14 protein-coding genes and 1 other RNA gene are annotated in these 16,618 nt (G+C 28.3%); 10 read left to right on the forward strand and 5 right to left on the reverse strand.

Annotated elements, in window-relative coordinates; translation table 11 throughout:
- The first annotated feature begins 12 nt into the window (after positions 1–12).
- From KXZ80_RS02945 to KXZ80_RS02960, 4 genes are all read left to right on the forward strand, one after another.
- The gene (locus tag KXZ80_RS02945) at positions 13–2,058 is read left to right on the forward strand and encodes a urocanate hydratase (protein WP_226883755.1); all 2,046 of its coding nucleotides are present in this window, start codon (positions 13–15) and stop codon (positions 2,056–2,058) included.
- A gap of 103 nt (positions 2,059–2,161) precedes the next feature.
- The gene (gene ftcD, locus KXZ80_RS02950) at positions 2,162–3,055 is read left to right on the forward strand and encodes a glutamate formimidoyltransferase (protein ID WP_021432012.1); all 894 of its coding nucleotides are present in this window, start codon (positions 2,162–2,164) and stop codon (positions 3,053–3,055) included.
- 5 nt (positions 3,056–3,060) lie between these two features.
- On the forward strand, positions 3,061–4,347 hold the full coding sequence (hutI, locus tag KXZ80_RS02955; protein WP_021432013.1) for an imidazolonepropionase: 1,287 nt from the start codon (positions 3,061–3,063) through the stop codon (positions 4,345–4,347).
- Positions 4,348–4,381: 34 nt separating this feature from the next.
- Positions 4,382–5,035 (forward strand): cyclodeaminase/cyclohydrolase family protein, encoded by a 654-nt coding sequence (locus tag KXZ80_RS02960; RefSeq protein WP_021432014.1) that lies wholly within the window; start codon positions 4,382–4,384, stop codon positions 5,033–5,035.
- Positions 5,036–5,146: 111 nt separating this feature from the next.
- Here the strand turns inward: KXZ80_RS02960 and KXZ80_RS02965 are convergent, their stop codons facing one another.
- A complete protein-coding gene (locus KXZ80_RS02965) occupies positions 5,147–5,605 on the reverse strand; it encodes a hypothetical protein (RefSeq protein ID WP_021432015.1) in 459 nt (152 codons plus the stop codon).
- Between the two features lie 204 nt (positions 5,606–5,809).
- Here KXZ80_RS02965 and KXZ80_RS02970 point away from each other — a divergent pair, with 204 nt between their 5' ends.
- Together KXZ80_RS02970 and ssrS are read left to right on the forward strand one after the other, a co-directional pair.
- Entirely contained in the window at positions 5,810–6,700 is an 891-nt protein-coding gene (locus tag KXZ80_RS02970; RefSeq protein WP_021432016.1) for a hypothetical protein, read from the forward strand.
- 84 nt (positions 6,701–6,784) lie between these two features.
- Positions 6,785–6,971: non-coding RNA, 6S RNA (gene ssrS, locus KXZ80_RS02975), on the forward strand.
- 38 nt (positions 6,972–7,009) lie between these two features.
- Here ssrS and KXZ80_RS02980 read toward each other — a convergent pair.
- Complete coding sequence (locus tag KXZ80_RS02980) at positions 7,010–8,026, reverse strand: hypothetical protein (protein ID WP_021432017.1); 1,017 nt, start codon at positions 8,024–8,026, stop codon at positions 7,010–7,012.
- A 182-nt stretch (positions 8,027–8,208) separates the two neighbouring features.
- On the opposite strand from KXZ80_RS02980, the gene KXZ80_RS02985 reads away from it, so the two are divergent.
- Positions 8,209–9,375, forward strand: coding sequence for an exosporium morphogenetic protein CdeC (locus KXZ80_RS02985; protein WP_021432018.1), 1,167 nt, complete (start codon positions 8,209–8,211; stop codon positions 9,373–9,375).
- Positions 9,376–10,049: 674 nt separating this feature from the next.
- On the opposite strand, the gene KXZ80_RS02990 is transcribed toward KXZ80_RS02985, so the two are convergent.
- Together KXZ80_RS02990 and KXZ80_RS02995 are read right to left on the reverse strand one after the other, a co-directional pair.
- Positions 10,050–11,381: an oligosaccharide flippase family protein gene (locus KXZ80_RS02990; RefSeq protein WP_119472419.1), complete on the reverse strand. Its 1,332-nt coding sequence runs from the start codon at positions 11,379–11,381 to the stop codon at positions 10,050–10,052.
- Positions 11,382–11,485: 104 nt separating this feature from the next.
- Positions 11,486–12,298 (reverse strand): histidinol-phosphatase HisJ family protein, encoded by an 813-nt coding sequence (locus KXZ80_RS02995; RefSeq protein WP_021432021.1) that lies wholly within the window; start codon positions 12,296–12,298, stop codon positions 11,486–11,488.
- Positions 12,299–12,413: 115 nt separating this feature from the next.
- Between KXZ80_RS02995 and pdxR the strand changes: the two genes are divergently transcribed.
- From pdxR to KXZ80_RS03010, 3 genes are all read left to right on the forward strand, one after another.
- Positions 12,414–13,838 (forward strand): MocR-like pyridoxine biosynthesis transcription factor PdxR, encoded by a 1,425-nt coding sequence (gene pdxR, locus KXZ80_RS03000; RefSeq protein ID WP_021432022.1) that lies wholly within the window; start codon positions 12,414–12,416, stop codon positions 13,836–13,838.
- 11 nt (positions 13,839–13,849) lie between these two features.
- A complete protein-coding gene (locus KXZ80_RS03005; RefSeq protein ID WP_021428585.1) occupies positions 13,850–14,068 on the forward strand; it encodes a DUF896 domain-containing protein in 219 nt (72 codons plus the stop codon).
- A gap of 78 nt (positions 14,069–14,146) precedes the next feature.
- The gene (locus tag KXZ80_RS03010; protein WP_021432023.1) at positions 14,147–15,541 is read left to right on the forward strand and encodes an aminopeptidase; all 1,395 of its coding nucleotides are present in this window, start codon (positions 14,147–14,149) and stop codon (positions 15,539–15,541) included.
- Positions 15,542–15,564: 23 nt separating this feature from the next.
- Here the strand turns inward: KXZ80_RS03010 and KXZ80_RS03015 are convergent, their stop codons facing one another.
- A complete protein-coding gene (locus tag KXZ80_RS03015) occupies positions 15,565–16,485 on the reverse strand; it encodes a selenium metabolism-associated LysR family transcriptional regulator (RefSeq protein ID WP_021428582.1) in 921 nt (306 codons plus the stop codon).
- Positions 16,486–16,618 lie beyond the last annotated feature (133 nt).

Genomic DNA, 16,618 nt, shown 5'->3' on the forward strand with positions numbered 1-16,618 from the left:
GGAGTAGATATTATGGTTACTTTAGAAAAAGTTATGAATGTTACTAATGAAGAAATTAAAGATGCAATGACTATAAAATTGGATTATGTACCAAGTGAAATACCACAATTTATAGAAGGCATAAGAAGGGCTCCAAAAAGAGAGGCAAAATTATCTCAATCAGATATAAAATTAGCATTAAACAATGCATTAAGATATATACCAGAAGAATATCATGAAAAATTAGCTCCAGAATTTTTAAATGAATTAATGACTACTGGAAGAATTTATGGATATAGATTCAGACCAGAAGGTAATATAAAAGCAAAAACAATAGATGAATATAAAGGGAAATGTACTGAAGCTAGAGCATTCCAAGTAATGATAGACAATAACTTGGATTTTGATATAGCTTTATATCCATATGAGTTAGTTACTTATGGTGAAACAGGCCAAGTATTCCAAAACTGGATGCAGTACAATTTGATTAAAAAATATTTAGAAGTAATGAACCAAGATCAAACATTAGTAATACAATCAGGACATCCTGTTGGATTATTTAAATCTAAGCCAGATGCGCCTAGAGTAATAATAACTAATGGTCTGATGATAGGAATGTTTGATAATCAAGAGGACTGGAAAAGAGCAGCAGCTATAGGTGTATCTAATTATGGGCAAATGACAGCTGGAGGATGGATGTATATAGGACCACAAGGTATTGTTCATGGTACTTACTCAACATTATTAAACGCTGGAAGGTTAATACTTGGAATACCAGAAAAAGATGATTTAGCTGGAAAACTATTTGTAACTTCAGGACTTGGAGGAATGAGTGGAGCTCAAGGAAAAGCTGTAGAAATCGCTGGTGGAGTAGGTATAATAGCTGAAGTTGATTATTCAAGAATAGAAACTAGATACACTCAAGGCTGGGTAAGTAAAGTTGCTAAAACATGCGAAGAGGCATTTATTCTAGCTAAAGAATGTATGGATAAAAAAGAAGCTTGTGCAATAGCTTATAATGGCAACATAGTGGACTTATTAGAATATGCAGTAGAAAAAGATATACATATAGATTTATTATCAGACCAAACATCTTGTCATGCCGTTTATGATGGAGGATATTGCCCTCAAGGGATAACTTTTGAAGAAAGAACGAAACTTTTAGCTAATGATAAAGATAAGTTTGTACAATTAGTAGATGAAACTCTAAAGGCTCACTTTAAAGTAATTCAAAAATTAACAAACAAAGGAAGTTACTTCTTTGATTATGGGAATAGTTTTATGAAAGCTATTTATGATGCTGGATGCCAAGAGATATCTAAAAATGGAGTAGATGAAAAAGATGGATTTATATTCCCATCATATGTTGAAGATATATTAGGACCACAACTATTTGACTATGGATATGGGCCGTTTAGATGGGTATGTTTAAGTGGAAAAAGAGAAGATTTAATAAAAACTGATAAAGCAGCTATGGATTGTATAGATCCAAATAGAAGATATCAAGATAGAGATAACTGGATATGGATAAGAGATGCTGAGAAAAATGGTTTAGTTGTAGGATCTCAAGCTAGAATACTTTACCAAGATGCTATGGGAAGAACTAATATAGCTCTTAAGTTCAATGAAATGGTAAGAAAAGGAGAAATAGGACCTGTTATACTAGGTAGAGACCATCATGATGTGTCAGGAACAGATTCTCCATTTAGAGAAACATCTAATATAAAAGATGGAAGCAATATAATGGCTGATATGGCTACTCATTGCTTTGCGGGTAATGCAGCTAGAGGAATGAGTTTAATAGCTCTACATAATGGTGGTGGAGTAGGAATAGGAAAATCTATAAATGGCGGATTTGGAATGGTTCTTGATGGATCTCATAGAGTAGATGAAATATTAAGAACAGCTATGCCTTGGGATGTTATGGGAGGAGTTGCTAGACGTGCTTGGGCTAGAAATGAAAACTCTATAACAACAGTTATGGAATACAATAAAATGTGTTATGGTCAAGACCATATAACACTACCATATATAGTAGATGAAGATTTAATAAATCAAGTTATAGAGGCAAGTAAATAATAAGGTTAAAATTTTAAGTTACTGCGCTTATTGCGCTAGCGTAGTAACTTAAAATTTATATATAACATAACTATTAAAATTAGAATATAGGGGGAGAATTAATATGGCTATAGTGCAATGTGTACCTAATTTTAGTGAAGGTAGGGATTTAGAAAAAATTGAAAAGATAGTATCACCACTTAGAGGAAAAGAGGGAGTTAAGCTTTTAAACTATGAAGCAGACAAGGATTATAATAGAGTAGTAGTTACTGTTATAGGTGAGCCTAAGGCAGTTAAAAATGCAGTGTTAGAGTCTATAGGGGTAGCTAAAGATTTAATAGATATGAACACTCATAAAGGACAACACTCTAGATTTGGAGCTACAGATGTTTGCCCATTTATACCTATAAAGGGCATGACAATGGATGAAGCTGTAGAGCTTGCAAAAGAGTTAGGTGAAGATGTTGCAAAATTATATAATATACCTGTGTTTTTATATGAATGTGCAGCTTCAAAACCTGAAAGAGAAAATCTAGCTAAGGTAAGAAAAGGAGAGTATGAAGGATTAGATGCTAAATTTGAAGATCCTAATTGGGTACCTGATTTTGGACAAGCTAAAAAGCATCCGAATGCAGGTGCTATAGCTATAGGAGCTAGAAAACCTTTGATAGCTTATAATATAAACTTGGATACTCCAAATATAGATATAGCATCAAGCATAGCAAAAACTATAAGACACTCAAGTGGAGGATATAAATTTATAAAAGCTGGACCTGTAGAGATTCCAGAAAGAGGAATAACTCAGGTTACTATGAATTTAACTGATTATTCAAAAACTGCTATGTATAGAGCTTTTGAAGCTGTAAAAATGGAAGCAAAAAGATATGGAGTTAATGTAATGGGAAGTGAAATCGTAGGGCTTTGTCCTATGGAAGCTTTAGTTGACTGTGCTTCTTATTATTTAGGACTTGAAAATTTCTCTTTAGATAAAGTTCTAGAGACTAGTTTAATGGAGTAGAATATATGGTTGCTGATCTAATTATTAAAAATATAGGAAAACTAGCTACTATGAAAGGTGATGCACCTTTTATAGGAAAAGCGATGAATGATATAGAAATAATAGAAAATGCATATGTTGCAATAAAAGATGGTAGATTTTGCGATATAGGAATAGATGATGGTTATAAACATCTAATAAATCAAAATACAGAAATTAAAGATGCAGAAGGAAAATTGGTAACTCCAGGGCTTATAGATGCACATACACATCTAGTTCATGGAGGAAGTAGAGAGAATGAATTTGCAAAAAAACTTGCAGGAGTGCCTTATTTAGAAATATTAAAAAGTGGAGGAGGAATATTAAGTACAGTCAAAAGTACTAAAAGTTCTACGTTTAAAGAGTTATATGAAAAAGCATATAAAAGTTTAGATAGAATGTTAGAATTTGGAGTAACAACAGTAGAAGCAAAAAGTGGATATGGATTAGAAATAGATACAGAAATAAAACAATTAGAGGTAGCTAAAGCTTTAAGCGAAAAACACTCTATAGATTTAGTCAGTACTTTTTTGGGCGCTCACGCGATTCCTGTTGAATATAAAGAAAATCCGGATAAATTTGTAGATATTTTGATAAATGATATGATGCCAAAGGTTAAGGATCTTGATTTAGCTGAATTTTGTGATGTATTTTGCGAGGATGCAGTATTTGATATAAAACAGACTAGAAAAATATTTAAAAGAGCAAAAGAACTAGGGTACAAGTTAAAAATACACGCGGATGAAATAGTTTCTTTAGGTGGAGCTGAGCTTTCAGCTGAAATGGGATGTATATCGGCTGATCACTTAATGGCAGCTAGTGATAATGGGATAATGGCGATGGCTGATAAAGGTGTTATTGCTAATATTCTTCCAGGAACATCTTTTAACCTAAATAAAAATTACGCTGATGCTAGAAAAATGATAAACTCTGGAGTTGCAGTATCCTTATCTAGCGATTATAATCCAGGAAGTTGTCCAAGTGAAAATCTTCAGTTTGTAATGCAGTTAGGTTGTCTAGGGCTTAAAATGACGCCTAATGAGGTTTTAAGTGGTGTTACAATAAACGCTGCATGTGCGATAGATAGAGATAGTGAAATTGGATCCATTGAAATAGGGAAAAAAGCTGACTTAGTAATATTTGACGCTCCAAATGTGGAGTACTTAATGTATCATTTTGGTATAAATCACACGCACTGTGTATATAAAAATGGAGAGCTTGTTGTAAATAATAAACAAATACTAAAAAAAGAAACTGAGAGTATTTTAAGTTAGTTATTAGCAAAAATCTTTAAGGGAGGATTTTAATATGAGATTAGTTGAAATGACGGTAGAAGATTTTTCAAAAGAAGTAGATTCAAACTCTCCTGCACCAGGGGGAGGATCTGTTTCAGCTCTAGCATCAAATATAGGTGTAAGTTTAGCTAGAATGATGGCCAACTTGAGTTTTGGAAAGAAAAAATATGAGAGCTTGGATGAAGATATACGAAAAGAATTTACAGAAAGATTTAATAAATTAGGAGATATAAGAGAAGAATTATTAATATTAGTAGATAAAGATACTGAATCATTTGATGCATATATGAAAGCATTAAAAATGCCTAAAGAAACAGATGAAGAAAAAATTGTTAGAAAAGAAGCTATAAAATGTGCAACTGAATTTTCTATAGAGGTTCCTTTTAAAACAGCATCTATATCTTTAGAATCTTTAAAACTATTAAGTTTTATGGCTAAGTATGGAAATCAAAATGCAATTACGGATATAGGGGTAGGAACTCTTCTTATATACACAGGTATAGAAGGGGCTATACTTAATGTTAAAGTGAATTTACTTGGATTAGATGATGAGTCTATGGTAAGTGAATATACTAAAGATTGTAATACTATATTAAATAAAGCTTGTGAGATTAAAGATGAGATACTTGGAAATATACATAATGATTTAAATCCAATTAAAGCGTAAAAAAAATTGATATCATTATGTTGCATAAGTTATCCACAAAAATTAGTTAGTATAATTTACTTAAGCGTAAAAAATGTAACCTATATTAGGTTACATTTTTTATTTATATATTTATTCATCTTGTTTTTTTACTTTTTTTACAATCTTTTTCACTTTTTTACTTGGAGTGCTTTCTTCAGTTGTTTTTTCAGATTTACCAGATTTAGTTTTTTTCTTGCTATCAGATTTGCTTGAATTAGAATTCTTAGAGTTTTTAGAATCTTTACTTGGTTGATCTGAAGACTTAGACTTTTTAGCTTTTTTACTACTTATCTTATCTTTAGCTTCAGCAGCAGAAATTTTAGTCATTATACTATCTATTTTCTTTCTTTGATTTTCATCTAAAAAAGTTTTAAACTTTTCAACAACTTCTTCTTTTCCTTGAAGAGTTTTTCCTATTTTAACAAGCTCATCCATAAGTTCATCTTCTGATTTATCTTTATAGCCATCTGCTATTTCTTCAATTTTGCCTTTATCAATATTTTTTTCCTTTGCGAATTTTTCCATTGCTTCTTTATCTATTTTTTTCATAAAAGCACCTCTTTCAATAATATATATTTGATTATGTTCATATTATTTATATATAGAAGTATCTAATAAATTATGATTAATAATATGAAAAAATAAAAAATACCTATAAATAATATATATGCGAATTTATAAAAAAAGTAACAATAATAGTAAATAAAACATAGTTTATATATTAGGAGTAGTATATAGTAAGGGGTGACAAAGGTGAACAGTTTACTATTTATATTAGGGATGATAGCTTTAAGTAATGGAAATATATCATTGTCAGATAATAAAACTGGTAGTTTAGATATAAATCAAGAAATGGGAAGTATGAGGTCAAAATTAAATAAGAAAAATAATAAAATCAAGTTAAAAAACAAATTTAGACCAAAAAATATCGAAGATGAAGAAATTGATGAAGAAGATGAAGACGAGTTTGTTGAGGAATCTGATTATATTGATTCAGTATCTAGTTTTAACATAAATGATCTTGATAAAGGAATGAAAATGTTAGAATTAAGTGATGATGATTTAGATAGAGGTTTAGAAATAATAACCAGAACTAAAAAGTATATGGATAAAGATGAACGAAAAGTATTAATAAAAATAGAGAGCGTTTTAGATTTAGTAAGAGGTATAAAAAAACTTAGTAGTGTTGATTTGGTAGATAACGAAGATGAATCAGATTTTTTTAGAAGCATGGAAGAAGAAGATAAAAAAAATATGATGATTAAAGAGATAATAGAAGTTTTTCCGGAAAGCAAAAAAGAATCTGTTGAGAGAGCTCTAGACATGAAAAAGAAAATTGAACTATTTGCAGAATTGTTCTTGCCTGATGATATAGGAGAAGAAAATAGTTCTGGATTTAGTTTAAGTTCATTGGCTAGTATAAATAATATAGGAAGTTTAAATAACTTGAAGCTTTTAGGTAATCTTTTAAGAAGTGATAATAAACAGAGCAATTATACAAAAAATAATAAATATAATCATGTAAATAAAGAAGAAAATGAGGAAGAAGAGGAAGAAAATGATTTTGAAGATATGTTAGATGAAGATGAAAACTATGAAACAGATGACTATATAGACTATGATTATGTAAGGATAGATAAATAAAAGTAGAAAAAGAACGAAAAATTTATAAATTTGCTAATTAAAAATGCTTTCAAAAATTTGAAATTTATTATATAATAAAAATATGAAATCCTGGAGCATGCGACAGTGCTTATTTAAATTCAACCGACAAAGTTTGAACGGGAGTATGAGTTTAGCGGTGGATAAAATGCCCCTTCATAATTATGGGGGACTTTAAAAACTGCTAGTAGTACACCCACCTGGGAGATTCTCGGGTATGAATTTAGAGGGCCATCGGTGTTCTGGGGTAAAAAAAGTATTGTGATTTTCACAATACTTTTTTTATTATTATCAATTGTAAAAGTTGCCCAATATTCCGAAAGGGTCTTTGCTTACAAAAACATTAGTAGATATATAATCTTTATCAGGTAAATAATTAGATTTAAAACAAGCCCTTATAAACTTATCATTTATACTAAACTCATCCTCATATGCTTCACTCCAAGTACAACCTAAATCATCCGAATAACAAGTATATAAAATATTTTTATATACATAAGATATGAATATCGAAGAGTTATACTTTAATATGGATGGATATAGATATAAGGATCCATCAGTTATAAACTTATTAATATTTTCATCAAATGAATTGTTATTTAAATATCCGTTTAAATATTTAATACTATATTTAAAGTCATTACTTTCACAATATGTTATATGGTAAAAATTAAGTTTATCTTTTAGAACAGATAGATATATTTTATTTTCTAAAGAATTAGTTATACATATAGGATCATTCCAACTTAGGTTACTTAAATTAAAATGTGTACAATAAACTTGTGGAAATTCATTATTTTCCTTAAAGTAAAAAATTGTTGGAACTTTTTCATTAAAATAAATTGTAAAGTTATCTAAAATAGGTAAATTTATAAAATCAATTTTATTTTCAAACCACTGTTTACCATTATTATAATGATGGAATAAGATAGTAGTAGCACAATCTTTATTAGTTAGATAATAAAATATATGTATTGTGTTGTTTATAAATTTTATATATGGAAATGTTATAGTATAGTTTTCAGAATCATAATCTATTGTATGGAGAGTTAAAAATTTATTACTATCATTATTTAGTTTTAAAATGTTTATTTTAGAATCTGAAAAAATTCCATATACATTGTCATTTGAATCTATATCAAAATAATAACTAGAAAAATCAATAGGAACGAGTGTTACACTTTCAGAATGAACCATTGAATTACTATTTTTAAAATATTTATAGCTCAGTCCGTTTTCACTTTTTATAAGTATCATATCTTTATTAGATTTTCTTACAACATATGAACATTCATTAAAAAATCCCATAACTACCTCCTAAAATATATATTCTATAAATATATATTAACTCAGCAGTAAATTATTCTAATAAGAATTAATTAATAAAAGACTAATTAAGTAACAATTAGCAAAATACATGCATATTATTAATTAGGCATAAACAAGAGCCTACATTTTTATAAGACGATCAAAAGGGAGGCCAAAACTGAATGAAGGATTTAATGAGAGCCAAAAAAGTAGTTAACAAAAGAGTAATACAGCCTAATCAAAATATAGATTCAGGAAGAAGCTATATAGAAACGAATGAAATAGAAGAGGAGCTAAGAGGATGCAAGCCACAATGCCATCCATATGTACAATGTGATTGTAATAATGATTGCAATAATGATTGCAACCATCATAATCATAATTGTGGATGTAATCCAGGATGCTGTGATTGCAAAGATGAAGAAGATTGTACAGACAATTGCTTCCCAAACCCTTGTCCAGAAGAGTGTGCTCATCCTTTAGTACCACCAAAATTTCCAATATCACAAGCAGCATTGTTTCCAATAGAAACTAATAGAATATTTGATACTATAATGTTTAGAGTATTTACAGATGGTAAAATGGCAAATGGAGAAGATTTAAACTTTGACTATGAATTAGGTAGTTTACGTGGACCATTGCCAAATGCTACTCAAACTAATGCTACTATAGAGAAAGTTTGTATAAATTATTCAAGTATAAGAATAAATCCAGGAACAACATCTTTAGAGAATTTAAGCATTGATAAAGCTAATAAACATGGTAGAAGATGTGAAACAATATTTGAATATGATGTGTGTGGTCAATTAAATAGATGCTGCAACGAGAAGTGTTTGGGACAAAATGTAGTTTATAAACAAAAAGGATTAAATGTTATAGTTAAAGATTTAGAAATAGAATTAATAGGTAGATTTGGATGTTCTGAATTTACTGCTATAGCTACACCAGTTGAGAAGTGCCATAAAGGCGATGAATCAAATGAGGTAGTATTCTTTTTTAACACTTTATCAAGTGATATAGTAGTTCCAGCAGATGGAAGAGGTTTTACGCTAAGACAAGATTTCCAAACTCAACTAACAGTTGACTGCATAGGAAAAGCAATAATAACTCAACACATAGTAAACAATAAACCTTGCTTTGAGTTACAAATTCCTAATGGAATAGACTTAGTATTATGCTTACAAAATATAGTTAGTGTATTAATAGAAGAACAAATAGTAGTTTTAGGTGGACCTACAAGAATAAAACCTAGATTAGTAGACACATTTGGTAATGTTTGCGATTTCTCTCAATTCAATGGAGATTGTGAAGAAAAACATGATCACTGCCATAAAGATAATAAATGCTAATTAAAAAATATATACACTAATATTGAAAATAAAAAGAGCATTGATAAAATCAATGCTCTTTTTATTTTCAATATTTTATAGAATCACAGTACTTAAATAAAATATTACTAGTTTTTACATTTGAAAAGTATGACCAGCGTTTTTCAGTATCATTGTAAACCATGGACTCTAAATTTATTTTATTTTTTGATTTGACATAATAGGAGCATATAATATGGTCATTTGATAAGTTAATAGTATAAAGAGGGAGCTTACTTTTAAAAGCATTTCTAATATCGAATTCTAAAAGTTCATTATTATAAAAATTATAGTTTAAATGATATATATTGTGATAATGCTTGTTTAGAGACTTAGAAAAAAATATATTTATAGAATTATTCAATAAGTACATTGAAAGCTTACTAATTTTTTTTGAACTAATATTTAACTTAAATGATGAAATCAGATTCAAAGAGCCAGTATTGTAAGTGTAGTAATAGAAGCAGTTTTTTAAGTCTATAAAACAAATGTGGATGTCATCATATTTATCGATTAACGCTGAGTATAAATAAACGTTATTTGAAATAGTTTCAATCTTATTTGTATGATTCTTTATGTATAAACAATTATTTTTATTAAAAATAGATAAAGATAAATTCGCATCTTTATTTAGAATAATCATAAAATTAACCACCTTAGTATAATGATTTTAAAGATTTAAATAAAACATGAGAATTAAATATAAAAGTTATTATAGGAACTACTGTAAGAATCAATATATAGCCCCATAAGCCTGCATCTGGTATTGGAAGTATAAAGTATAGGCAAAGTGTTTGTATAAGCATAGAAGAGATTCCTATAACGCTAGCAATAAATTCTTTTCCAATAGAATGAAGAATACCAGAGATAACATGATTTAAACTTAAGAATAAAGGGACTAAGTACATGTATTTTAAATAGAATCCTGCAACTTTATTTTTAAATGTATATAAGCAAATTTTTTCTCCGAATAGATAAAATATCAAGGAACATAAAAACCCCATAACAAGAGTAAGGACTAAAGCAAATAATACTTTACTTTTTATAGATTTAATATTTTTTCTGCTTACGTCCAATGATATGCTAGGTATTATATTTACAACTAATGCAGAAACCAGCATAAATGGGAGGTAGACAAAAGGAAATACCATACCGGCAATAGTTCCATAAATTCCTAAAGCAGTTGTATATGTAATTCCAGAAAGAGCTAATCTAGATGGAATAATCATAGAACTAATAGAATTAAGAACTATACTAGACATACGATTACAGGTAATAGGTATTGACATTCTAACTGTATCATATGAGGATTTCATAAATTCTTTTATGTCTATAGTGTATTTATTATCTATATATGGCTTTCTAGCTAATCCTAATGTCATTAATGATAAACTTACACATTCACCTATTGATATACCTATTATTGCAGATAGACATATTAAAGTTGGATCATTAAAGTTTTTTACTATCAAATAAACAAAAATAATTTTTGAAATTTGCTCTAAAATTTGAGAGATAGCAGGTATATCTACTTGCTTTATTCCATAGTAGTAACCTCTGACAATATTTGAAAGTGTTATAGCTATTATTGATGGACAAAGTGCAAGTATAAAGATAGAGCTATTATTGCTATGTAATAATTTAATCGATAAAGATTCAGAGCTAACTGACACGAAAAAAGCAATAAGTGATGCTATAAAAAAGGATATATATATTGCCGATATAAAAAGTGAATTTGTGCTGTGCTTATCGTTAAATGCTTTTTTTCTTGCAACTAAACAACTAAGAGCAGTGGGTATACCTGTTGTGGTAAGAGCAATACAAATCATTAAAAAGTTAAATACCATGTGATATATTCCTAAGTGAACTTCTGATAAATTATTTGACAAAAATATCTTATATAAAAAACCTATTATTCTAACTATAAAATTAGATAAAAAAAGCACCAAAGTTGAATATACAAGATTAGGAATCTTCAAATATATCACCTCCTATCTTAAGTTATATTCAATAATTAATATAAAAATGAAAAAAATAACTCATATCTAAAAAGATAGAGTTATTTTTTTTACCCACAAATTCAGGTGGGTTTCTATTTATTTAAAATGCTTTTTATACTTACAAATTGAGGTTTCATTTTATCAAAAGTTGATATGTATTTAAATCCAAGTTCATCAAGTCTATTATATATATAGTCAAACTTATAAGCTACTTGAGATGGGATATGAGAATCAGAACCAGTAGTTATTATCTCTCCACCAAGTTCTTTATACATTTTTAGTATATAGTTTGAAGGAGTTAAGTCTTTTAAACCATATCTAAAACATGACGTGTTTATTTCTATACCTTTTCCACTATGAATAACTTCTTTTAAAATTGATTCTAATATATCAGAAAAAAGTTTATCATCAAGTTCTTCATTGTAATCTCCATATCTCTTAATTAAATCAAGATGTCCTAAAACAGAATAGTCTTTATAATTTTTAACTATATAATATAAAAGTTCATAATACTTTTCATAAGCTTCGTGTTGAGATTTATCATTAAAGAAAGTTCCATTGTACAAATCAATTTTATCTATTGCATGCATTGAACATATAACAAAATCGAATGGATAGTTCTTTATATCATTTGAGCATTTTTCTATGATATGAGGTTGAACTCCCATTTCAATTCCTTTTTTTATAGTAATTTGATTTTTAAATTTATCTTTAAGATTATCAATACTTTTTAAGTAAGATATATAGTCTGTTTCAAATGGAACATCACTTATTATGTCGTAATCAACATGATCAGTAAAACAGATTTCCTTTAAGCCTAAATCAATAGATTTTTTGACCATATCTTCCATAGGTGTTTGACTATCTCCGGAAAAGTTTGAATGCATATGATAATCGTAGTACATAATTAGTATCCCCTTTTTTTATAAATTTTGGTATTATATATACATAATAATATCAAATATAGTTATAGGCATCAATAAACACATGTATAACAATATCATTTGAAGTGGTGATTAAATGGATAAATATAAGTTAGTAATAGAAGATAATAGTCCAAAGTATTTACAAATTTATAATCATATAAAAACAATGATTATAAATAATGAAATAGAAGTAAATAAAAAGCTTCCACCTATAAGATCTATAGCAAAGCTATTAAATGTTAATAACACTACAATAGTAAAGGCATATGAATTACTAGAAAAAGAAGGATATGTATATAAAATTATTGGTAGTGGAACATTTGTGTCAGACACTAGAGTAAAAGCAAATAGTGATGAAAACACACTTATAGAAGGAATAATTAGATTTGACAATGGGAATCCTTCAATAGATATGTTTCCAGTAGAAGAGTTTAAAAAATCCATAAATATAGCTCTTGAAAAAGAAGGAAATTCAATGTTTGAATATGATGATGGATTAGGGTTTATAAAGTTAAGGTCTAAACTCGTAGAATACTTAAAAACTCTAAATATAAATACTAATAAAGATAATATACAAATTATATCTGGAGCTCAACAAGGTATAGACATAGTTTGTAAAGGTTTAATAAATTACTCAGATTTAGTATTTGTTGAAGAACCAACTTACAGAGGTGCACTTGAAGTATTTAAAAATAGAGGGTCAAAAATTATAAGTATACCGATGTTAGAAGATGGAATAGATATAGGTATACTTAAGTTAAAACTTGAAAAAATAAGACCGAAGATACTTTATACAATGCCTAATTACCAAAATCCAACTGGAATATCTTACTCAGAATATAAAAAGAAAAAGCTAATTGAATTAGCTGAAAAATATGATTTTTATATATTAGAAGATGATTTTATGAGCGATTTGAAATTTGAATCAACAGAGCATTATCCTCTAAGAAGTTATGATGATAAGGGAAGAGTAATTTATATAAAAAGTTTCTCAAAATTACTTATGCCAGGAATTAGAATAGGATTAGTTGAAATGCCTAATGAAATTTTAAATAAAATACTATGGGCAAAGTATTCCTCAGATATATCAACATCAGGTATAATTCAAAGATCTATGTATTATTATATGGAAAACTTCAACTGGAACAACTACATAAAGAATGTAGAGTATGCTTATTATGAAAAATTTAAATTAGCACTAGAACTTATACAAAGCAAATTAGCTAATAAACTTAAATTAAAAGTACCTACAGGAGGGATAAATTTCTTTTTGGAATTACCAAGAGGATACTCAGCAAAAGCATTTAGTAAATTCTTAAGAAAAAAAGGAGTAGCTATTTTATCAGGTGGACACTTCTTTGACACATCTATAGACGATAGATTTTTTAGAATAAATATTGCACAAACAAGCTTAGATGAAATACAAAAGGGAATATATATAATATCGGATAATATAGATGAATTTTTAAAATGCTACAAAAATACAGAAGAATTTAAAGAAAATAAATTATTTTTTTAGGAGTGAATAATATGAATAACGAATTTGATAAAAAGAAATTAAATAGAATAAATGAATTAGCAAAAAAGCATAAAGGTGAAGGCTTAACTGAAGATGAACATAAAGAAAGAGAAGGCTTAAGAAAAGAATATTTAGAACATTTTAGAGGTCATTTTAGATCAAGATTAGAAAACATAAAAGTAGTTTCACCAGAGGAATATGAAGAAGCAATGAAAAACAAAAAGAACTAGAAAAATTTAACATTTGACAAATGCAAGTGTGCTATAATTATCACGAGGGTATTTTAATAAAGAAAGGGAGTATTAAGTATGAATTTAAGACATGAATTTAAAAATGCATGGGAACAAATTAAAGAAAACAAAGAACTTGATGCTGTGATGAATTACTCAAATGAATACATGAAGTTCCTAGATGCAGGTAAAACAGAAAGAACTTCAGCAAGAGAGATAATAAGACAAGCTAAAGAACATGGTTTTATATCAATAAACGATGCGATGTCATCAGAATGTTTAACTGCAGGTACTAAAGTATATGCAGAAAATAAAGATAAAGGCGTTGCTTTATTCGTAATTGGACAAGAAGAATTACAAAAAGGAATGAGAATTGTTGGGGGACATATAGATTCTCCAAGATTAGATTTAAAACCAAATCCATTATATGAAGATGGAAATTTAGCTCTTTTCAAAACTCACTATTATGGTGGAATAAAAAAATATCAATGGACAGCATTACCACTTGCAATACATGGTGTAGTTATACTACAAGATGGAACTAAAGTTGATATATGTATAGGTGAAGATGATAATGATCCAGTATTTTGCATAACAGATCTATTAATACATTTAGCAGGAGATCAAATGCAAAAAAAATTAGCTGATGGAGTAACTGGTGAAGGCTTAAATCTTTTAGTAGGGCATATGCCATTAGAAGGTGAAGAGAAAGATGCAGTTGAAGCTAATGTACTTAAATTATTAAATGAAAAATATAATATGACTCAAAAAGATTTCTTAACAGCTGAGATAGAAATTGTTCCAGCTGGTAAAGCTAGACATTTAGGATTTGATAAAGGAATGGTTCTAGCTTATGGTCATGATGATAGAGTTTGTTCATATGCAGCTGTAAAATCTATATTTGATATTGAAAATCCAAAATATACTGCAGTAGCATTATGTGTAGATAAAGAAGAAGTTGGATCTCAAGGAAATACAGGAATGCAATCTAAATTCTTTGAAAATGCAGTAGCTGAACTTATAAACTTACAAGGAGATTATTGTGATCTTAAAGTAAGAAGAGCTATGGCAAATTCAAAAGTTTTATCAGCTGATGTTTCAGCTGGATTTGATCCAACATACCCAGATGTTTTAGATAAGAGAAATGCATGTTTCATGGGACATGGTTTAGCTTTAACTAAATACACAGGCGCAAGAGGTAAAGGTGGATGCAATGATGCTAACGCTGAATTTGCTTCAGAAGTAAGAAGAATATTTGATAAAGCTAATGTTGTTTGGCAAATATCAGAACTTGGTAAAGTTGACCAAGGTGGCGGTGGAACTATCGCTTACATATTAGCTGAATATGGTGCAGAAGTAATAGACTGTGGAGTTGGTGTATTAAATATGCATGCTCCATATGAGATAGTATCTAAAGCAGATATATATGAAATGTATAAAGGATATAAAGCTTTCTATGAAATAGAAGCTTAATATAAAAAAAGATAAGTGATTAATCACTTATCTTTTTTTATATGTTCTAAATTAAAATAGTCACATACTCCATCTAAGAATTTATACTCAAGAGGAGTAAAAGCTTTTTTCTTAGAGTATATAAAATAAAATTTTCTATCAAAACTCATATTTTTAATTTTGTAGAAGTTTAACTTATTTGAGTTTATATCTTCAATAATTGAAGTGTAAGATACAAATGAAACCCCAAGTCCTAACTTAACCATTTCTTTTATTGATTCATTAGATTCAACGTAAGCAATTGTATCTAAGCTATTAAGCGGTATTTTGTTTGATTTTAACTTATTAATCACGATACTTTGAGTCCCAGAACCGTCTTTTCTCATTATGAATTTTAAATTATAAAGTTTTTCTATATCAATAAAACCATTTTCATTTTCTATAATTAAATTTTTAGGAGCAATTAAAACTAGCTCATCATCTATTAAATCTATATATTCAATTTGTTTATTGTTTACCTTAGAACCTACAAATCCAAAACTTATACGTTCATTTAAAATTTCTGATATAGCATCTTGAGAATCATAACGACTTATACTAAACTTAACATTTGGATAATTAGTATAAAAACTTTTTAAAAAGTCAGGAAGTATATATGTTTCAGGTATAGAACTACATGCAAGATCTATGACCCCTTCTATCTTTCCGCTATATTCCTTTATATCATAAACAGCTTTTTTGCAATTATTTAAAATATAAATAGCGTGTTCATATAATATTTCGCCTGCCTTTGTAAGTGTAATTACTTTATTATTTCTATTAACTAGTACTGTATCAAGGCTTTTTTCAAGATTTTGAATATGGGCACTAACTGTAGGTTGTGTAAGAAAAAGCTCTTTAGCAGCTTTAGAAAAGCTATTATATTTAGCTACAGCTACAAAAACTTCAAGTTGTTTTAAGTCCATAAAAATATCCTCCCCCTAAATATGTCCTTACATATTATAACACACAAAAAAGTATCTAGGATAAAATAAAAATTAAATGTCAATATACGGAATAAGTCTTACAAAAATATTACAATATAACTTTTTAGGTTAT

Origin of the sequence: Paraclostridium bifermentans (assembly GCF_019916025.1) — a bacterium.
GTDB classification, from domain to species: Bacteria; Bacillota; Clostridia; order Peptostreptococcales; family Peptostreptococcaceae; genus Paraclostridium; species Paraclostridium bifermentans.